Below are 18666 nucleotides of genomic sequence, written 5' to 3'. Positions count from 1 at the left end.
GCTTCGCGCCGCGCGGCGCCGGAACGAAAAAGGGCTGCCCTCTCCGGCAGCCCTTTTTGTTTTCGGAAGACCCGTCGGCGCCCTCGTGCGATGGATGGCGGCGAAGGTCGATCCGGGCCCTATTTGCCCAGCAGCAGAAAGATCTCGTTGTTGAGCAGCAGTTCGTCCGGGTATTGGCCGTGCAGGGCTGCTGGAATGTCCATCTGCACGCTGCGCCGCTCCTGGCGGATGACGTGGAAGCCCGCCCGGGTCATCAAGGCCACCAGCTCGTCCGCTGTCAGCCGGTTCAACGCCTTGTACTCGTTGAAGACGAATTGCTTGTACCCCTCGACACCGAAGTCGTCGAAGCCGAAATCACGTTCGGCGCCATCGATCGGCCCTTCGTGCGCCTGGATGATGGCCCACAGCTCGTCATCGCTCACCAGCAGGTGGTGCCAGGGCACCTCGTCATAGCGCCGCAGGTGCGAGCCATAGGGAGAAAAATACAGCGGCTCGATCTGCAGGAAGAACACGCCCCCGGGATTGAGCGCCGCGTACAGGTCGCGGGCGATGGGTTCGAGTTGGTCCTGGCTCACATGCTCGAACGTGGACCAGCTGAAAATCCCGTCCACCGGCCGCCGGCCCGCCAGCGGCGTGGCGGGTGCGATGGTCTCGAAGCTCAGGGCCTTCGGCACGCGGCGAAGGCCCAGCTGCTCCTTCGCGATGCGCGGCAGCTTGGCGTACTCCTGCCGGATATCGATGCCATGGATCGACGTCGCTCCGTGGCGCAGGGCCAGCGCCAGGTCGGTGATGCCGTCGCCGCAGCCGAAGTTGAGCAGCCGCGCCGTCTTCACATCCAGCGCCGAACCCAGCCAATGCTGGACCACGTCGGCCGCATAGTGGAAGTGCGCCCGGAACCACTCGTCGGAAATGCGCTCGGCATCCCACTGGGGCGGTCCCCAAAATCGTTGCTGGATGCGATCGAACAGAGTGGTCATGGAGAAAAACGCCTGTCGCGGGATTTCAATCAGTCAGAAGGCTCGGTGCCAGGAAGGGGGTCAAGCCCACCACACCCTGCGCTCAGGGCTTGGCGAGCACATAGGCATCCTGGTGGTTCCAGAAATGCACCAGCGAGCGATGAACGAGCTTGTCCGCACCCACCGTCTCCGCGATGCGCGCGAGAACGAAGTCCTCGGACGTGAACGCGGTGCCGTATTCCTGCACGTCGATGGCCTGGGATTCGCTGGAGGGAGCGAAGAAGAAACCGTCCTCGTCCAGCGCAACGCTGTCGTGCGCCGCCGCTTTCAAGCCATGGGTGGAGAACACCAGAACCCCTCCAGGTGCCACGCCGTCGTACAGGCACTGCAGCCAGCGGGCCCAGGTGCGGCGCGGCAGGTGGCTGAACAGCGACAGCACGAACACCACGTCGTACTGCTGATCCCACACCAGGCTTTCCGGCACCGTGGAAGACAGCACGCTCCGCACGCCGAAAGTGCGCTGCGCGAACGCCATGGCGTCCGGCACGACGTCGGACACCGTCACCCGGTCCGCGCCCAGCGCCTTCACCAGGTGCCGCGTGAAGCGGCCGTGCCCGCTCGCGAATTCCATGAACCGCGGGGTCTTGAGCAAAGGCCGGTCCACGGCCTCCAGCAGCGTCATCAGCTCGGACAGCGTGCGCCAGCCGTCCGCGAGATAGTCCCGCAGGGGGTTGGTGCTGGAGGGATGGCCCTCGAAGAAACGGAAGATGTCGTCGGCGCGCGCGATCTCGCAATTCAGCCCCATCATCTGGGAGAAGGCGCCCGGCAACGTGTGCTGCTCGATGAGCTGGTGGGCGGTGAGGCGCGTTTCGCGGTCCTGCAAGGCATGGCGCAGAGCCTCTGCGGCCAGGACGCGCTCGTCGCGCTCGAGGTGCTGGATTCCGAGGGCCAGCCAGTCGGAGGCCTTTTGAGGAGGGGCGGTCAGATCATTCATGGGGTCAAGGGCCGGGAAAATTCATGCCGAAAGGCGGAAAACCGCCATTGGCAAAAAATGGCTCCAGCGCATATTCTACTAGGGCATTAAGCTATTAAAAATATAGCATCTCACTGGAGGTAGATTCCGGCCGTCCACGGCGGCAGAACGCAAGCGCCCTGCAGTGGGCCGGCCGGCACGCTCACCCCCAGTGGTGCGGCAATTTCACCAGCCCCGGCATGAGGGTCGGTGCGACCCAGTTGAAGTTCAGGAACTGGAACCACTCGTCGTACACCACCAAGCCGCTCTCGTCGAAGAGGAAGGCACTGATCACGTAGTCCCCGCTGTGCAGCGGCAGGCCGGGAAACGTCAGCACCGAGCGCCACAGTCCATCGCCCAGCGACACGGGCGCCGCACCCTCTTCGTGGGTGGCCAGCGACGTGATGCCGACCCCTTTGGACTGCTCGATCATGAAGCCGACATTGGGCCGCTCGCTCCCCCGGCCGCGCACGGTGATGTGGGCGACCAGGTCTTTGCCGGACAGCCGGCCGTAGCCGCCGTCCTGCGGCTCACCCAGGTTCTGGATCTCCACCGAGAGAATGCGGGCGGAGCCATCGTCGCGGGCCGGGGCATTGCCATTGCGCTGCCGGCGGCCGGCGGCGGAAGCCGCCTCGGCGCCCGAAACCTTGGAGGCGGCTTCGCCGTCGTCCAGCGGAGCGCCGTTGTCGGGCGCGGGCGCATCGCTGGCACCCTCCTGCCCCGCTGCCGCGTGGTGCTGGCTCTCTGCATTGCGCAGGCGGGAGTGCACGTCATAGGCGCCCAGCACGGGCTCCGTCAGGCCGAACTGCTTGACGCGCCCCCCGTCCAGCCAAAGCGCCAGATCGCACAGATGGCGGATGTGGTACGGGCTGTGCGAGCAGAACAGGATCGTGCAGCCGGCATTGCGGAACGCCATGATCCGGTCCACGCATTTCTTCTGGAAATGCTGATCGCCCACCGCCAGGGCTTCGTCGATGATCAGCACGTCGGGCTGCACCGCGGTCACCAACGCGAAGGCCAGCCGGACCGACATGCCCGAAGAGTAGGTCTTGACCGGCCGATCCAGCGCCTCGCCCAGCTCGCAGAATTCGATGATCTCCGGCTCCAGCCGCTCCATCTCTTCGCGGTCGATGCCGATCAGGCTGCCGCCGAAGTACAGGTTGTCGCGGCCGCTGAAGTCGGGGTGGAAACCCGCGCCCAGCTCCAGAATGGCGGTAACCCGGCCCACCCGCTCGATCAAGCCCGTGGAGGGCTGCAGCGTGCCGGCCAGCAGCTTGAGCAGCGAGCTCTTGCCCGCGCCGTTGTCGCCGATGACGCCGATGCACTGGCCGCGCTGCAGCTCGAAGGACACGCCCTTCAGGGCCCAATGGCTGCGGTGCGCCGATCGCCCGGTGATCAAGGACTTGAGCCGCTGGCGGGGAGAGGTGTAGAGCTTGTACTCCTTGCCAACGTCCTGCACTTTCAGAACGGTCTCGGAGGTGCGTTCGATCATCGTCATAGCCAGTCCACCAACTGATCACGGCTGCGTTTGACCAAAGTGTTCAAAGCCAGCGCCAGGACGACGAGCCAGACCACGCCCGCCACCCACACACCCATCGGTGGCCAATTGCCCTGCAACAGCACTTGCTGGTAGCCGATCACCAGGGCCGTCATGGGATTGAGCCAAAGCACCCAGCGCCAGTTGGCCGGGAACATCGTCAAGGGGAAAAGAATGGGCGTGAGATAGATCCCCACGGACAGCAGGAAGCCGACGATCTGAACGGTGTCTCTCAGTGCCGCTGCCAGGATGGCCAGCAGGTAACCCAGCAGCACGCAAAGAACCAACTGCAGGGCCATGAGAGGCACCATCGCCAGCATGGCAGGGCGGAACCCGTGCAGCGGCGTGTACACCAGCGCCACAAGACACAGGAGCGGCCCGAAAATCACCGCGCTCGCCAGCACTGAGCGGGTCGTGAACAGCACCGGGGGAAGCGGGTTTTTCTGCAGCATGCTGCCCGCCTCGATGAGGCTGTTCATGCCACGCGACACCGCATCGCAGAAAGCCATCCAGGGCAGCGCACCCACGACCAGGAACGTGCCCACGGCATGTGTCGGCGCGCCTTCTCCCAAACGCATGGAAAAGACCACGTCGAAGACAAGATAGTAGGCAGCCACCGTCAGCAGGGGCTGAAGATAGGGCCAAAGCACGCCGACAGCAGTGCCTGCGTGGCGCGCGGCCACCTCGCGTTGCACCAGAACCCACACCAGAGAGCGCGCGCTCCAGATCGCGCGCCATTCATTCCACAAAGTTTGCATGCAGCTTGTTCAGAGGATGGCAGTCGGTCCACCAGAAATAAAAGAAGCAAGTACCCGAAAGGGCACTTGCTTCACCTCCACCAACGTGGAGCTTCAGGGAGCGATCTTAGTGGGCGGAATTTTTGCCGCGTAAGACTGGGAGTAAGAAGCGATAGCGGAGGCATCGATCTTTGCTTCTTTCTGCATCTTCTGCGCTTCGGCAACACGCGCCTCCTGGCGAACGTTGTTGCGCACTTCGTTCATCAACTCTTCACGAACTTCGCTGAACGCCCGGGTGCGCGCAGGAATGCGTTCTTCGAGCTTGAGGATGTGAAACCCGAACTGGGTCTCGACGACATCGCTGAGCTGACCGGGCTTGGTCAACGCAAAAGCGGCTTCATCGAATTGTGGTGCCATACGGCCACGCTCGAAGGCGCCCAAGTCTCCACCCTTTTCGGCAGAGCCCTTGTCCGCGGAACGCTCTTGGGCCAGCTTGGCGAAGTCTGTACCGGCTTTGAGCTCCTGCATGATTTTTTCGATCTGTGCACGAGAATTCGCGTCGGAACCCTCGACAAGAATGTGCCTCACCCGAACTTGTTCCGGCACCTTGAAACGCTCAGGCTTGGCCTTGTAGATGTCTCGCGCCATGCCTTCGGCTGCGACATCGTTCGGCGTGCTTTGCTTGTCGATTTTTGCGATGTAAGCATCTGACAGCACTTTGTCCCGTGCAATCTTCAGGGCTGCTGCAACCTCTGGGTCCTTCTCCACCCCTTCCGTTTCGGCCCGTGCGGCCATCACCCGGCGTGCGTACAGGTTAGAGGCAATCTGCGTGACGGTCTGAGGACGTGCCAGAACGGTGTCGCGCATCTCGGGAGGCATGCGCAGAGAGTCCGCTTGAATGTCCAGCGTATCGATCGCGACTTTCGGCCCCTGAATCAGCACCGGAGTTTGTGCATGGACCGAAAGAGCGGTTGCGGAAAGTGCTGCCAAGGCAAGCAGGCGATAGGTTGAGCGAATCATGTGCAAATCCAACACTCCATCAAAAAAGCATTAAAAAAAAAGGCGGGGTTGCCCCCGCCTTTTTTGGTTCACATTACTGTGAAAAGTGCCGCACGAATTACGGAGTAACCGTAGGGAACGTGAAGCGGTGGGGCCACGTGATACCGTAGGTACCGGACGTGCCAGCCGCAGCGCTGGGGTTCGACAGCTTGATGAACGAAGCGCCCAGGATTGGCAGACCCAGGGATTGGCCAGCCACCGTGTTAGGCACATCCACGCGGCTCCAGCCGTTGGTGAACGAACCGCTCGACAGATCTTGACGAGCCACCGAAGCGCCCAGCACAGAGGTACCGCCATCGCGGAAGCTCAGCACGCTGGTTTCGCCGCAGAAACGGGTCTGCGTGATGGAACCAGGCGAGAACACAGCGCCGGTCGTGGTCGTGGTTTCTTCGCGGTCGAAGAACGCTTGGCCCGTCGAGCTCACGCAGATGGCACCACCGGTGGTAGCCAGCGACGTGTTAGCTGGGTTGAAACGCTCGTCAGCAACACCGTTGCCGGTGGCGATCAGGTCGGAGAAGTAGCGAACTTGAGCAGCATTGCCACCGGTTTGAGCAGCAGCGTAGTTAGACGCCACGTTGTAACGGCGGGTAGGCATGGAGAACACCCAGTCCGTCTTGGCGGAGATGCTCGTGTCGTTAGCGTACTGGTTAGCGATCGACGTCACAGCCAGGGCGTTCGTCAGCAAGCGAGCTTGCGTCAGAGGAGCCGTTGCGCTAGGAGCCGTCACGTAAGGCGTCGACATGTCGGGCAGGTCGTAGTTCGCAGCAGCGATTGCTGGCACGGTCGTAGGAGCCGTCGTACCCGTGGTGAACACGTTCACCGTACGGAACAGCGGGTCAGCCGTGTACGTGTCAGGCGTAGGTGCAGCGCTGGCCGATTGCGGGAAGTGCACGAAGTTGGCAATGGCTTGAGCGCCATTGTTTTCAGCACGGATCGCGGTAGCGCCACCCGAGAACGTCGTCGTTTGAGCAACGTTGATGATGTACCAGTCGCCCAACAGGCCGGTCGAAGGCGTATCGAAACCAGCTGCAGCCACGGCGGCAGGCGTCGTGAGGTTGGTCAGCGTAGCGTTCAGGACGGAAGACGTGCAAGGTGCAACGCCGTTCACGTGCTTGATAGCCGTGTACAGGGGGTTGGCCGTGGTCGTGCCAGCCAGTTGCTGAGGAATGTCAGCCATGTTGAAGATTTCAACGTAGCCTTCACGCGTGTTGTTGGCCTTGTCGGCTTCGGAAATACCAGGATTCAGACGGTCGGTCACGAAACGTTGGTTCACACCCTTGGCCAGCGCAGGCAACGTGCAGGTACCGTCAGCAGTCACAATTTGTGCCACGCCATCGGAGCCAGCCGTCACGGCAGCAGTCCACACGTCACCAGGCGACATGAAGACTTGGAAGTCAAGAATGTCGTCGGAGTTCAGGGCGCCGCGGAAACGAACCTTCACGGCCTTGCCGTTGGAGGTGTCGGTGTTCACAACGTGCATCACGGTCATGTTGCCGTTTTGAGCGTTGAAGTAAGGAACCAGCAGTGCATGACCCACGCCGCCTTCCGCGAACGACATCGTCGTAGCGGTCGTCGCCTTCAGCGGAGCCGTACCAACGACCACATCAGCAGATGCGGCGCCAGCAAAGCCCAGGCCACCAATCATGGCAGCAATGCTCAGGGCCAGAACATTTTTTCTCATATCAAGAACTCCAGTTAAAAAGTTGGTAAGCGCAACTACCACGATTGATTACGCTAAGGGATGGTAGCACAGCGCTCTGACGTGTTGTACAACGGAACCGTTGTAACAAAACCTGTTGTTGAGGAAATGCAACACCGTCTGCGGCTGGGTGAATCTTGCTTCGCAAACTGCTTGCAAACGGCTTCCAAGACAGCTCTCAAAGATCTTGGTAGTGCCACCATTGGCCGTCTTCAAGGAGCCATGTTTCGTCCAGATAGCTGTCGATCGTACCAAGCTTCGCCCCCACCATCGCAGGCTGGACGCCTAATTTCACCTGAGTGATGCATTTTTCACTCTCGCAAGTGACCTTTGTGACTTCCACGCTCTTGATGGCGACGCCTGCACCGAACTGCATCCTGAATTGATCTGCCGTCCTGGTTTTGCGGTAGGCGGGCGTGGACAGAGCGTAAGCCTTCTCGAATTGACCCGCCACACGAGCCTGCCAGTACTCTTTCGCCCGTTGTTCGACGATCTGCTCCGGGGTAGACGGCTTGAAGGCCGCGCAACCTGACAATGCAAGTACACCAGCAGCCAGCAAAAGGGCTCTCATCCGACGGCCAGGGACGATGTTTTGATTCATGGTTGTTTGATCTCCTATTAACAATCTAGAGTGATGGGACTTTTCTGACTCAATTCGGTTGGGCAGGTTGCACCGGCGCTTGCGGGGAAACGGGGGGGGTCGTAGCCCCTCGCTCCTTGAGCTCAATGACCCGCAATCCCTTCATGCGGTCACGCAAGTCTTCGCTCACTTCACGAATGTCAACGTCAGTACGCACCACGCGTGGTGTGAGCACAATCAACAATTCCGTCCTAACACTAGTATTGCTATTGGTTCCGAAGAGATTCCCGAGCACAGGAATGTCTTGCAGCAGAGGGACTCCAGCTTTACCAACGGTGCTGTTGTCCTTGATCAAACCACCAAGCACGATGGTTTCGCCAGAGCGAACGGCCACCTTGCTGCTGATCTGTCTTTGTAAAAAGGCGGGTTGATTGTTGGCATTGGTTCGGTTGGCGCCCAGATCGGTGACTGTCTGGTCCACTTGCATATTCACGATGTTGCCAGCGTTCACAGATGGCGTAACGACAAGGTTGACCCCTGTGTCCTTGTACTGAACAGAGCTTGTGGAAGCATTGACATTGTCAACAAAATTGACTGTAGTGGTGCTGACCGGCTCCTGATTGCCTACATTGATCGAAGCAGTGTGATTGTCCAACACCATCAAAGAGGGACTGGAAATCACCTTCAAAAGCGATTTGTCAGCCAGAGCGGTAAGCACAGCCTGTACGCCGGTGGAACTGCTGAGTACATAAGAGAAGCCTCGAGAGGCCCCACCCAAAAGGGTCGTTGGAGTGACCGTGGTGGGATTGAGCCCACTCACAATCCCTTGGCCGGTATACCCATTGCGACTGTTGTTGAACGCCCATTGCAAACCGTACTGGAGGTCATCGTTCAACGTCACTTCTATGATGCTGGCCTCAATCAACACCTGCGTTGGAGGCAGATCAAGCCTCTTTAAAGCAGCTTCAATCTTTGCGTACTCTGAACGGGTGCCCCAAATAAGCACCGAATTGTTCAGCTCATCGGCCATCACGCGAACGCTTCCCAAGTTGGCACTGAGCACTCCTTGCTGCTGCGCACCCTGAGAGTTAGTACCGCCGCGGTTGCCAAACGCACTGCCTCCCCCTCCGGAAAAGCTGCTACCCGTCAAGCCAGAAGACCTTACGCTGCTACCGGTGCCACCTTGATAGCTGGATCCTCCACCACTAAAAGTATTGCCGATCCCGCTAAAGCCACTTTGTTGCTGACCAAAAGAATTGCCGGTCGCAGTTCCGAATCCAGGCGCTACACCACTGTTAGCGACGGTAGATCCACCGGCCTGCCCACCAAAAATTCCGCTGAGCACGCTTGCAAGATGCTTGGCGTTGACGTTTTGAACCTGATAAATAAACAGTTGGGGCTCAGACCCGTTGTCACTCGGCTGGTCCAGCTTCTCGATCCAGCGCCGAGCCTCTTCCAGGTAGGAAGCACGCGGGGTCACCACCAAAATGCTGTTGAGTCGCTCGATGGGCATGATGCGTAAAGCGCCAAAAAGAGGATTGCCCTCCCCCAACATTGCCTGTGCCGCTCCTGCCGCATTGGCTTGGGCTGCACCAGGCGTTCCGGTGGCGACAGCACCTCCTGCAGCAGAAGAAGTTGACGGAGCGCTTCCACCTCCACTGACCAGACGCAGCGCGGTTTCCACTTCCTTGATCGACGCATGCTTCAATGGGAACACTCCAACCGACATGCCTTTGAGCAGGTCGATGTCAAAGGTGTTCACCAGATCAAGCCACCCCTCGGCCTGGGTACGTGTGCCACTCAGAATCAGCAGATTGCGCACGTTGTCTACCCGCACGACGGCATCGGGGGGCATCATCGGCCGAAGGATGGAAGCCATTTCGCTCGCACCGATGTATTGCAACGGCACGATGATGGCGCCCGAGCCCGGGGGCAAAGGACCGTTGCCTACCTGGCGCACGGACCCGCCAATGCTCCGCAATGCATCAGGCCGCCCGACGTGATAAGTGCCGCGGGCATCGCGCAACATGGCGAGTCCGTTGGCCTGCAAGGAACTCTCCAGCAGGAAAACTGCCTGATCCGGCGCAATGGGCGTGCGTGTCGCCAACGTCACCGTTCCGCTCAACGGCGGGTGAAGTACGTAGTCCGTCTTGAGGATATCTCCCAAAATGGTACGCACCACCTCTGCCACCGGCGCCTCTTCGAAATTGAAGGACAACGGAGCGCCTTGTACGGCAGCCACCGGCTTGGCCGGGGCGATCACACGATCGTTTCCGATGATGAAGCGCGGCTCTGCTGCAGGAAGCTCGCCCTCTGCGGAAGGCTTGTCCGCCTTCTTCGACGCCGCATTGGCGGACGAATCAGATGCAGAGCTCGGCATCACTGCACCGCTCGACTCCGTGACGAGGTTGCTGCTACCGGTTGCGGGTGCGGACTGCTGCGACTGGGCTATGGCCAATTGACAAGTGGCCAGCGCAATAGCGGTGAGTGCGTGTCGGTAAGGGGTCATGACTGCTTGCCTGGAAACGGGGAGAAACGAACAGATAAGAGGCACGTTCATTAAGAACGACCGCCAAATGTTGCGCGAGGGGGGGCGGACCGGGCTGGAGGTTGAACCGCCCCTCGTCCGATCGATGTGGGAGCGCTGACCGGTGCTGCTGGAGCCATGCCCGTATACGAAGTAACGGCCGCACGAGGCAGCTGCAGAACACGGCTTTGGTCACCCTTGATGAAGGTGACATTGCGACCGTTGATGGACTGGAGCGTCCACCCTTCGATGTTGTCATTCAAGCGTGCACGGCGGTGCTTGCCCGCCACTTCGATGATGATGCCTCCCGCGCCATCGCCGACAAAGACACCTGACAGGCGGGCGGTGCTGAGGTTGTCGACCTGCACTTCCTCGGCGGCCTTGGGCGGCGGAGGCGGTGGAGGGGGCCTGCGCGTGAAAGCAAACAATGGGCGATCCAGCATCGCAATGAACTGACCGGTGTCTGCATTGGTCACCCCTGGCAATGCAGGAAGCATGGCAGCAAAATCCGTGCGGTGTGGCGTTGGTTCTTGCCAATGCACATTGCGAACGCTTCCATCCGGTGCAACCCACATCCATGCCAGAAGAATCAGCAACGCTGCATTGGCCAGCAGCAGCAGATGCAAGGCATACCGCTTCATGTGCGCTCCCGCAATACGCTGAGGCCGAACTGCGCCGACAGCCGGGGGGCGACCTTGGGATCCGAGTTGGCATAGCCGCCCTGAAGCTGAATGTCCAGATCATTGATGACGATGATGGGCATTTGACTGGTCAGAACAGCCAGTGCACTTTGCAGGGCCAGCATTTCGCCCTCGGTCCGCACCGTCAGCGGAATGCGATCAAAGCCCTTCTCGTCCTTGGCAGGCAGCACCTGGCTACTGATCACCTGCAAGCCCGCCGCGCTGAAGATATCCCGGATCCGCTGCTGGGCCGCGTTGCCAGTCTGGTTGGCATCCTGGGATGCCGGATAGATGTACTGCGTTCTTGCTGCATTGGCCTGCGCAAGCACGGCTTCAATATCCGTCCGCTGCGACTCCAACCCCAGAAGCCGCGCATAGCGCGGCTCCATTTGCGCCAGTTGAGATTCGGCACCTTGGTGCTTTTCAGCGATGTACCAGCCCAACATGACCAGGGGAAGGATCACCAGAGCCAGGGTACAGGCGAGGATCAGCCCCTCACGGGATGAAATGCGTTTCATGGCTTGGTACGGTTCGCAGGCGAAGAAGCGGGCAATGCAGGCGCAGTGGTGGTACGGCCGCCGAATGTGGCGACCGATCCGCCAAAGGCAGCGCCACCGGCCGATGGAGCGGCACTGGCCGGCGGCGGTGCGACTGCGCTGGAGGATGAATTGGCGGGCAACGAAGCGGGGGCGACAGGCACTCCGGCCACGCTGGCGCCCGAGGCGGCAGCGCTGGCAACGCCCCCCGAGGCAAGGACCGGCGTCACGGCCCCAGCGGAGGGCACTGCGGCCTTGCCTGTGGCCGCACTTCCTACCACCCCGAAAAACTGAGGATCCAGCGTGAATTCAATGGCAAACGTTTCCTTAGGGGAATTTCCCATCCGGGTGGCAGCGGATGGGGCACGGACCTCTCGCAACCCCGGCTCATTGCCCAGCACCTGCATCAGGGCGGCCGCATTTCCGGTCATTCCCACGATGGTCACTTTGGCGCCTTGCATGCGAAAACTCTGCAGATAGGTATCGTCCGGCAGCAGTTGGGTCAGCTTGTCCAGCACACGCAAAGGCTCAATGCGCGTGGCAAGCACTTCCGACAGCATTCCGAGCTTTTCTGCCGATTGCATGAGCGCATCCCGCTTGGCGACGACCGGGGCCGTGCGCTTGGCCGCATCCTGGTAGCTCTGCGCCGCCTCGATCGCGCGCTCACGCAATTGGAGCGTAGGGGTCACCGCAATGATCATGGCCAGTACGGCCATCGAGAGCAAAAGCCCATAGCCCGCACGCCTCCATCTCAGTGCATGCGCATGGCGCAAGCCTTCACCATAGCCACCAAGCACGATGGGGCGCTGTTGATTGCTGCGCACCCAGACTTCCGGGTTTGACACGCCGCCAAGGCGAGCGGCCTGGGAGGCGAGGTATTGGGCGACCTGCTTGCGAGATGCCAAGGCCAGCTCGATTCGGGAACTGCCCGTGGAGCCTTCGACCAAGCGATAGCCCCACACCAGATCCGCCTCGGGAAAGGGACTGATGGCACGCACTTCCAGAGCACCGGCCTTGGCGATGTCCGATTCAGCCATGGGCGGCAAGGTCAGCATCCTGCGAAGCACGAATTCTTCAGGCAGCTCAACGGCGGTGAAGCTGGCCTTGACCGGGCCCGCCACCTTAGACTGCTTTTCGTCCCCCAGCCAAAAAGAGAGACCGTCCTCGGGATGGAGCAGCACGACCGGCGCGGACGGCGTCAGCCAGGAGAACAGCGGCCACGCATGCATGCCCTGCCAGGGGCTGCGGACATCACGCCAGAGCGCGTGCAAGTCGACTCCCAGGAAACGGGCATCGGAGGAAATGGAAGGCATGGGTGGCTCAGGAGTTTTTACGTATCACGGGCTCAACGCCTGAACTGGCACGGAAGGTCTGCCACGGCAAACCGCCCTTCGCACGTGCGTTGAAATCGATGCTGCGCGATACGCGCAACCAAACACCGTCCGGCATGGGAACCCTTGCCTGGATTCGCAGCCGCCGAACCGTCGAGTTATCTAAAAATGCGGCCTCCAGGGCCGTGGTGTCGATGCCTTCAGCCCCGGCATCCCGGTCCGCTACGATGCGCATGGCGACTGCAGCGTTTCCTCCGGCAAGGACAGTCAACACTTCCATGGGCGCAGCCATCGGATTGACCAAGCCTCGCCCTCGAAGATCTGCAGTGATGAGCGGCGAAAGTCTAGCATAGAGGGTGTAGTCCACCCCGGGCACCTTGAGCAGGTCTTCTTCCGATTCGAAACGCTGCGGCACGCCGCGTGGATCACGCCGCTCACGCATTTCCACCGTGGCTTGAGCGAGCCCCTGGGCCGCCTCTGCAGGCATTTCGCCCGCAACGGAAAAGAGCCTCGCCAGCAAGGCAACAGGCGCACCATTGATGTCGATCAAGCCGTTCAAAGGCATGGCCTGGACCTGCATCGTGACCCCGCGATAGTCGATCTGTGCCTGCCGGGTGCGGGCCAGGGGGGTGTTGCTGGCCACCAGGGCCTGCAATGCCAGTTGAATCGCGGCATCGCCCAGCGCTTGGGCCTGGACATTCTGGCGGGACAAGGACATGACGCGCGCCTCTTCCCTGATGGACCGTGTCAGGCCAGACACGATGATGGTGAGGGCAGCGACCATCCAGAGCACGGCCAACAGCGCCATGCCGCGCTGTTTCTTGTTACGGTGCTTACCTGGCTTGCACTGATTCACGAGCGGCTCCCGCCAAAAGTGGCTCCGTCGCTGGCCGGATCGCTGGCTGGCAGAACGCGCATCGGAATGACGATGTCCGGCCAAACGCCTGCGGAGGTCCGGATCGCGATCGAAACCCGTTGAGGCAGCCGATCAACCGCCTTCCAGGGAGCACCCCAGACAGGAGGCTCCTCGTTGGCGTCTTCGTACCGAAGTGAAAAGCCGGTCACCCCATCCACCAGCACGTAGCTGGCGGCCTGGCTCCAATCCGGCGCCACGCCTCCATCGATCCAAGGCAAGTACCGCAATACCAAAGCAGGCCCCGATGCCTGGTCCAGCACGCCCAATCGAAAATGGTAGCGCCCACCTACACCGTAACGGGCTGGCATCACCCCCACCCAAGCCATCTCCTCGGGCAGCCCGATGAAAAAGTACGGGCTTTCGTCGATGGAGACGACCGCCGCCCGCTTTTGCAGAGACACCCGGCCCAGCACCGAGCGCAGAAACCCGTTGGCCACCCGCAGTTCATCGGTCCGCAGCATCCGGCGATCCACCCTCTCTTCCGTTTGTGCCGTGGTACGCAATGCGGACCCCAGGGCCAGCATCACGAGCGACAGCAAGGTGATGACCACCAGCAGCTCCACCAAGGTGAAGCCGTGCTGGCGCGGCGCCTTCGAGCCTTCGGGCAACCGCTTCATCATCCACGCCCCGGCTCGGGCGGCTTGCGCTGTGGCCGCAAGGTACTCAATTCGAAGTTGCGCAGGCGCACACCGTCCGACCAGGAGATGACGATGTTCAACTCGTGCAAAGGCGGAATGGTCGGTCCTTTGAACTCCGTCGCATAGGGCGCAGTGGTGATGCGCCACTGGTAGCCGGCGGACTCCCCCGACTGGTTCAATCCCTGTTCGGGTATGGCGTCGCGCAGGGCAAGCAGCGACTCGGCCAGCACCACTGCGCGTTGATACCGATCCACGTCCGCAACGCTGCGCGCGCTGCTGCCCATGGCGCGGTAAAGCATGCCGAGCGACAACGCCATGATGGCGAAGGCCACCAGCAACTCCAGCAAGGTCAAGCCCCGCTGTCGGCGATGCAGGCCCCGCATCATCGGGTGAGGGCCTCTTGCGTCACGCGCCCCGACAGCCAGTCCACCCTCAGCCGGGTGCCGATGCCGGGCGCCCTCAGGATTTCGATGCTGCCGCCCGTGGCGCCGCCACCCGGCAGGAAACGGATGGCCACCTGGCTCTGCGCATTCAATTCGGTGCCGGCCACGATGGCACGCAACTGCAACGGCTGCGGCAACGGCTTCAAGGCAGAGTCGTTGCCATACATGCGGTTTTTCAAGTCCACGGAGAAGCGGACCTCCCGCCCTTCCGCCATGGCGGTGACACGGGCGGCTCGCATCTGGCTGATCATCGTGCGGACCGTGTCACGGTACTGCGCCGAATCCCGCAGCCGATCGAAGGCCAGCGGTGCGAGGCCGATCACGAGCGCCAGGATCGCGAACACGACCAGCAACTCGACCAGCGTAAAGCCGCGCTCGCGCCGCATGGCAGGACGCCTGGGGATGCAGGCGATCAGGGCGTGTTGCGGATGTCGGCCGCTTCGCCTTCACCGCCAGGGGCGCCGTCGGAGCCGAGCGACAGGATCTCGATGCCGCCGTTCGGGCCCGGGTTGGCATAGCGGTACGGATGGCCCCAAGGGTCCGAAGGCACGCCGCCCTTGAGGTAAGGGCCTGTCCAGCCGTTCACTGAGCCGGGGCGCTTCACCAGCGCCTCCAGACCTTCTTCGGTCGAAGGATAGCGGCCCACATCGAGCTTGAACAACTCAAGCGATTTGTCCAGGTCGGCGATCTGCACGCCGGCCGTCTTGGCCTTGGCGCCGCCCAGTTGGTTCAGCACACGGGGGCCGACGAGGCCTGCCAGCAGCGTCAGGATGGCCAGAACGACCAACAGTTCGATGAGGGTGAAGCCGCGGGCGGATTTGCGTTGCATAGGGGTGCCACAGGAGCGGCCAGCACGGGAATGCGCCATGGAAGAGGACTCCTTGGACAAACAAAAATTATACGGCGAGGTCATTGATGGACAGGATCCCGAGAAGGATGGAAACAATGATGGCGGCGATCAAAATACCCAGCACCAGAATGAGCACCGGCTCCACCAGCGTGAGAAGGCGTTTGATACCGGTTTCGACTTCCCGGTTCAATATATTGGACAGCTCGAGCATCATCTGACCGATGCGGCCGGTTTCCTCGCCCACCCGGATCAGGTTGATCGCCAGCGGTTCGAAGATGCCCGTCGCGGCAACGGCCTGGACAACCTTACCCCCTTCTTTCACGATGGGAGCGACACGGGACAGGGCCTGCTGCAAGACCGTGTTGCTGACGGTTTCGGTCGCGATGTGCAGGGCCGTCAGCATGGGCACGCCATTGCCGAGCAGGGTGCCCAGGGAGCGCGAGAACAGCGTGAGCTGGTACTTCAGCGCCAGGCGGCCCATGAGCGGCAGCTTCAGCAGCCGCGCCTGCCACCATTGGCGACCGGCGGGGGAGGCCGCCCAGCGGCGCACCATCAGGCCCAAGCCCAACGCCACGATGCCGATGAACAGGCCGTAGCGCGTGAAGGCGTGGCCCAGCGCCATGACGATCTGGGTCGGCATCGGGAGCGCATCGCCCATGTCGGTGAACAGTTTTTCGAACTGCGGCACCACGAAACCCAGCATGGCGATGAGCGACAGCACGGCCACGCCCAACAGAATCGCGGGGTAGATCGTGGCGGAGATGACACTGTCGCGCAGCGCGCGCTGCCGTTCCATGTGCTCCACGAGCCGCTCCAGCACCGACGACATCTGGCCGCTGGCCTCGCCCGAGCGGATCATGTTGATGTAGAAATCGCCGAACAGCTCGCGGTGCTGCGACAAGGCGCGGCTGAGCGGCGTGCCGCCCTTGACCGCGTCCAGAATGCCTTGCAGCAGTTCGGCCATGCTGGGCTTGTAGCTCATGTCGATGAGCACGCGCAACGCGTTGTCCAGGGCCAGTCCGGCCCGCAGCATGATGGACAGCTCGGAGGTGAGCGCGAGCACATCGGCCGCCTTGACCGGCCCCTTGCCGCTGCGCCCCTTGGGCACGGCAGCGGCCCCGATGGCCTCGTTGGCGGAGGCGGTGCCCATGGCACTGCTGGCGCCCGCGCCGGCCGAAGCACCGATCGAGTCGCTGATGGTCAATGGCGTGAGACCCTGCGCCCTCAGTTGCTTGAGCGCCTGGGCTTCGTTGATGGCCGTGAGCCGGCCCTCGGCCACCTTGCCCGAAGCGGCGGCGGCCCGCCAGACGTAATCAGGCATCGGCTTGGTCCTGCGTCACACGGGCGAGTTCGTCGAGCGTGGTCATGCCGGCGGCCACCTTGCGCAGCCCGTCCTCGTACAGGTTGAGCATGCCGCCCTGCGCCGCCAGCGCATTGAGCGCGTTGGCATCGCGGCCTTCGATGATGGCGCGGCGCATGGGCTCGTCCAGCACGAACAGTTCATGGATGCCGGTCCGGCCCCGGTAGCCGGAGCCTCGGCAGTGCTCGCACCCCACGGCCCGGTAGATGGCCTGGCCGACGCCGCTGAAGCGCGCCAGCCCCGTGCTCTGGCGCACGTCCTCGCCCGGCTCGAAAGGCTCCTTGCATTGGCCGCACAGCGTGCGCACCAGGCGCTGGGCCAGCACGCCGTTGACGGCGGAGGTGATCAGGTAGCCCTCCACGCCCATGTCCTTCATCCGGATCACGGCGCCGGCGGCCGTGTTCGTGTGCAGGGTGGAGAGCACCAAGTGCCCCGTGAGCGCCGATTGCACGGCGATCTGGGCGGTCTCGCCGTCGCGCATTTCGCCGATCATGATGATGTCGGGGTCCTGGCGCAGGATGGAGCGCAGCGCATTGGCGAAGGTCAGGTTGATCTGCGGATGCACCTGGATCTGGTTGATGCCTTCCAGCTGGTACTCGACCGGGTCTTCCACCGTGATGATCTTGTTGGCCCCCGCATCGATCTTCGACAAGGCCGCATACAGCGTGGTCGTCTTGCCCGAACCCGTCGGGCCGGTGACCAGCAAGATGCCGTGGGGCCGTGCGAGCAGGCTGTTGAACCGCTCCAGCGTGTCCTTTTCGAAACCCATGGTTTCCAGCTGCAGGCGCACGCTCGCCCGGTCCAGCACCCGCATCACCACGCTTTCGCCGTGCACGGTGGGCACGGTGGACACCCGCAGATCGAGCTCGCGGCCCTTGACGCGCGTCTTGATGCGGCCGTCCTGCGGCAGGCGGCGCTCCGCGATGTCCAGGTGGGCCAGCAGCTTGACCCGCGAGTTCACGGCGGCGCTCAGGCGCGGCGGAACCAGTTCGCCCGCATGGATCACGCCGTCCACCCGGTAGCGCACGTGCAGGCCGTCGTCGAACGGTTCCAGGTGGATGTCCGAGGCGCGCAGATCGATCACGCGGCCGATGATGGCGTTCACCAGGCGGATGACCGGCGCTTCGCTGGCCAGGTCCTTCAGATGCTCGACGAAGTCGCCGCCATCGGAGCCATCGCCGAAGCCGTCGTCGGCCTCGTCGTCTTCGGCCCCCTGCTCCACCACGGGCTCGGACAGGGCTTTCTCGATGTCGCTGTCCAGCGCCAGGTGCGGAACGATCACATGGCCCGTGGCCAGATGCAGCGCCTTGACGACGAACGCATCCTGCGGAACGGCCATCGCCACGTGCATGCGACCTTCGCTGACCTGCAGCGGATACACGCTGTTGGTGTGCAGGAATTCCGGCAACAGCCCCTCGACCTCGGGCATGAGTTCGGGAAACTCGCCGGCCGGCACGATGGATATCCCCAGCTGGCGCGACAGCGACTGGATCACGTCCAGCTCGGACACCAGTCCCAGCCGAACCAGCACGCGGCCCAGCAGTCCGCCCATTTCCTGCTGCGCGGAGAGGGCACGCTCCAGGTCGCGGGCGCTCAGCTTGCCCGACTGGACAAGCAGCTCTCCCAGCGGAGGACGCGGCGCGGGCGTCGCGTCTGCCAGCGGTTCGATGCGGTCGGGAAGGGTATTCGTCGTCATGGAGGTGTGGGATGGCGCCGCGAGCGGCGTTGCGCGCCCTCGGGCGCGCGCAATGGGGCCCAAGTGTAGCCGCGACGGCCTGGAGCCCACTCCCGCCAAAGCCATGGCC

General features: G+C 62.4%; 18 protein-coding genes. All 18 read right to left on the bottom strand.

The window, feature by feature from the left end; genetic code table 11:
* Positions 1-119 precede the first annotated feature (119 nt).
* Entirely contained in the window at positions 120-977 is an 858-nt protein-coding gene (locus AVAK2825_RS11385; protein WP_284398129.1) for an SAM-dependent methyltransferase, read from the bottom strand.
* A gap of 82 nt (positions 978-1059) precedes the next feature.
* Positions 1060-1950 carry a class I SAM-dependent methyltransferase gene (locus tag AVAK2825_RS11380; protein ID WP_284398126.1) on the bottom strand — a complete coding sequence of 297 codons (891 nt, stop codon included), beginning with the start codon at positions 1948-1950 and terminating at the stop codon, positions 1060-1062.
* Between the two features lie 181 nt (positions 1951-2131).
* Positions 2132-3466, bottom strand: coding sequence for an ABC transporter ATP-binding protein (locus AVAK2825_RS11375; RefSeq protein ID WP_284398124.1), 1335 nt, complete (start codon positions 3464-3466; stop codon positions 2132-2134).
* The gene (locus AVAK2825_RS11370) at positions 3463-4263 is read right to left on the bottom strand and encodes an ABC transporter permease (protein ID WP_284398121.1); all 801 of its coding nucleotides are present in this window, start codon (positions 4261-4263) and stop codon (positions 3463-3465) included. Before AVAK2825_RS11370 ends, AVAK2825_RS11375 begins: the two co-directional genes overlap by 4 nt.
* Before the next feature lie 93 nt (positions 4264-4356).
* On the bottom strand, positions 4357-5262 hold the full coding sequence (locus AVAK2825_RS11365; protein WP_284398117.1) for a peptidylprolyl isomerase: 906 nt from the start codon (positions 5260-5262) through the stop codon (positions 4357-4359).
* A gap of 97 nt (positions 5263-5359) precedes the next feature.
* A complete protein-coding gene (locus AVAK2825_RS11360) occupies positions 5360-6982 on the bottom strand; it encodes a cell surface protein (RefSeq protein ID WP_284398116.1) in 1623 nt (540 codons plus the stop codon).
* A 196-nt stretch (positions 6983-7178) separates the two neighbouring features.
* A complete protein-coding gene (locus tag AVAK2825_RS11355) occupies positions 7179-7601 on the bottom strand; it encodes a hypothetical protein (protein WP_284398115.1) in 423 nt (140 codons plus the stop codon).
* A gap of 49 nt (positions 7602-7650) precedes the next feature.
* The gene (gene gspD, locus AVAK2825_RS11350) at positions 7651-10089 is read right to left on the bottom strand and encodes a type II secretion system secretin GspD (RefSeq protein WP_284398113.1); all 2439 of its coding nucleotides are present in this window, start codon (positions 10087-10089) and stop codon (positions 7651-7653) included.
* A 50-nt stretch (positions 10090-10139) separates the two neighbouring features.
* Positions 10140-10733 (bottom strand): hypothetical protein, encoded by a 594-nt coding sequence (locus AVAK2825_RS11345; protein ID WP_284398111.1) that lies wholly within the window; start codon positions 10731-10733, stop codon positions 10140-10142.
* Positions 10734-10744: 11 nt separating this feature from the next.
* Positions 10745-11305 (bottom strand): type II secretion system protein GspM, encoded by a 561-nt coding sequence (gene gspM / locus AVAK2825_RS11340; protein WP_284398109.1) that lies wholly within the window; start codon positions 11303-11305, stop codon positions 10745-10747.
* On the bottom strand, positions 11302-12636 hold the full coding sequence (locus tag AVAK2825_RS11335) for a PilN domain-containing protein (protein ID WP_284398106.1): 1335 nt from the start codon (positions 12634-12636) through the stop codon (positions 11302-11304). The genes gspM and AVAK2825_RS11335 overlap by 4 nt, the downstream gene beginning before the upstream one ends.
* Before the next feature lie 7 nt (positions 12637-12643).
* Positions 12644-13462, bottom strand: a complete 819-nt coding sequence (locus tag AVAK2825_RS11330) for a type II secretion system minor pseudopilin (protein ID WP_284398102.1) — start codon at positions 13460-13462, stop codon at positions 12644-12646.
* Between the two features lie 44 nt (positions 13463-13506).
* Entirely contained in the window at positions 13507-14187 is a 681-nt protein-coding gene (locus AVAK2825_RS11325; RefSeq protein WP_284398097.1) for a prepilin-type N-terminal cleavage/methylation domain-containing protein, read from the bottom strand.
* Positions 14187-14591, bottom strand: a complete 405-nt coding sequence (locus AVAK2825_RS11320; RefSeq protein ID WP_284398397.1) for a PulJ/GspJ family protein — start codon at positions 14589-14591, stop codon at positions 14187-14189. The genes AVAK2825_RS11325 and AVAK2825_RS11320 overlap by 1 nt, the downstream gene beginning before the upstream one ends.
* On the bottom strand, positions 14591-15037 hold the full coding sequence (locus AVAK2825_RS11315; RefSeq protein ID WP_284398095.1) for a GspH/FimT family pseudopilin: 447 nt from the start codon (positions 15035-15037) through the stop codon (positions 14591-14593). The genes AVAK2825_RS11320 and AVAK2825_RS11315 overlap by 1 nt, the downstream gene beginning before the upstream one ends.
* Before the next feature lie 26 nt (positions 15038-15063).
* Positions 15064-15519 carry a type II secretion system major pseudopilin GspG gene (gspG, locus tag AVAK2825_RS11310; protein ID WP_092745333.1) on the bottom strand — a complete coding sequence of 152 codons (456 nt, stop codon included), beginning with the start codon at positions 15517-15519 and terminating at the stop codon, positions 15064-15066.
* A gap of 28 nt (positions 15520-15547) precedes the next feature.
* On the bottom strand, positions 15548-16822 hold the full coding sequence (locus tag AVAK2825_RS11305) for a type II secretion system F family protein (protein WP_284398091.1): 1275 nt from the start codon (positions 16820-16822) through the stop codon (positions 15548-15550).
* Positions 16815-18557 carry a GspE/PulE family protein gene (locus tag AVAK2825_RS11300; RefSeq protein WP_284398088.1) on the bottom strand — a complete coding sequence of 581 codons (1743 nt, stop codon included), beginning with the start codon at positions 18555-18557 and terminating at the stop codon, positions 16815-16817. Before AVAK2825_RS11300 ends, AVAK2825_RS11305 begins: the two co-directional genes overlap by 8 nt.
* Between the last annotated feature and the right edge of the window lie 109 nt (positions 18558-18666).

Source organism: Acidovorax sp. SUPP2825, from assembly GCF_030158995.1.
Taxonomy (GTDB): domain Bacteria; phylum Pseudomonadota; class Gammaproteobacteria; order Burkholderiales; family Burkholderiaceae_C; genus Paracidovorax.
Note: the sequence above shows the minus strand (reverse complement) of the source record. Positions and strands in the feature narration are given on the sequence as shown.

Bases quoted from the DNA above. Each gene is read 5' to 3' on its own strand.
- AVAK2825_RS11315 (WP_284398095.1), bottom strand. From the start codon at position 15,037: ATGCGGCGCGAGCGCGGCTTTACGCTGGTCGAGTTGCTGGTCGTGTTC.
- AVAK2825_RS11330 (WP_284398102.1), bottom strand. From the start codon at position 13,462: ATGGCGCTGTTGGCCGTGCTCTGGATGGTCGCTGCCCTCACCATCATC.
- gspG (WP_092745333.1), bottom strand. From the start codon at position 15,519: ATGGCGCATTCCCGTGCTGGCCGCTCCTGTGGCACCCCTATGCAACGC.
- AVAK2825_RS11370 (WP_284398121.1), bottom strand. From the start codon at position 4,263: ATGCAAACTTTGTGGAATGAATGGCGCGCGATCTGGAGCGCGCGCTCT.
- AVAK2825_RS11360 (WP_284398116.1), bottom strand. From the start codon at position 6,982: ATGAGAAAAAATGTTCTGGCCCTGAGCATTGCTGCCATGATTGGTGGC.
- AVAK2825_RS11385 (WP_284398129.1), bottom strand. From the start codon at position 977: ATGACCACTCTGTTCGATCGCATCCAGCAACGATTTTGGGGACCGCCC.
- AVAK2825_RS11305 (WP_284398091.1), bottom strand. From the start codon at position 16,822: ATGCCTGATTACGTCTGGCGGGCCGCCGCCGCTTCGGGCAAGGTGGCC.
- gspD (WP_284398113.1), bottom strand. From the start codon at position 10,089: ATGACCCCTTACCGACACGCACTCACCGCTATTGCGCTGGCCACTTGT.
- AVAK2825_RS11375 (WP_284398124.1), bottom strand. From the start codon at position 3,466: ATGACGATGATCGAACGCACCTCCGAGACCGTTCTGAAAGTGCAGGAC.
- AVAK2825_RS11300 (WP_284398088.1), bottom strand. From the start codon at position 18,557: ATGACGACGAATACCCTTCCCGACCGCATCGAACCGCTGGCAGACGCG.
- AVAK2825_RS11355 (WP_284398115.1), bottom strand. From the start codon at position 7,601: ATGAATCAAAACATCGTCCCTGGCCGTCGGATGAGAGCCCTTTTGCTG.
- AVAK2825_RS11320 (WP_284398397.1), bottom strand. From the start codon at position 14,591: ATGCGGGGCCTGCATCGCCGACAGCGGGGCTTGACCTTGCTGGAGTTG.
- AVAK2825_RS11365 (WP_284398117.1), bottom strand. From the start codon at position 5,262: ATGATTCGCTCAACCTATCGCCTGCTTGCCTTGGCAGCACTTTCCGCA.
- gspM (WP_284398109.1), bottom strand. From the start codon at position 11,305: ATGAAACGCATTTCATCCCGTGAGGGGCTGATCCTCGCCTGTACCCTG.
- AVAK2825_RS11380 (WP_284398126.1), bottom strand. From the start codon at position 1,950: ATGAATGATCTGACCGCCCCTCCTCAAAAGGCCTCCGACTGGCTGGCC.
- AVAK2825_RS11325 (WP_284398097.1), bottom strand. From the start codon at position 14,187: ATGAAGCGGTTGCCCGAAGGCTCGAAGGCGCCGCGCCAGCACGGCTTC.
- AVAK2825_RS11335 (WP_284398106.1), bottom strand. From the start codon at position 12,636: ATGCCTTCCATTTCCTCCGATGCCCGTTTCCTGGGAGTCGACTTGCAC.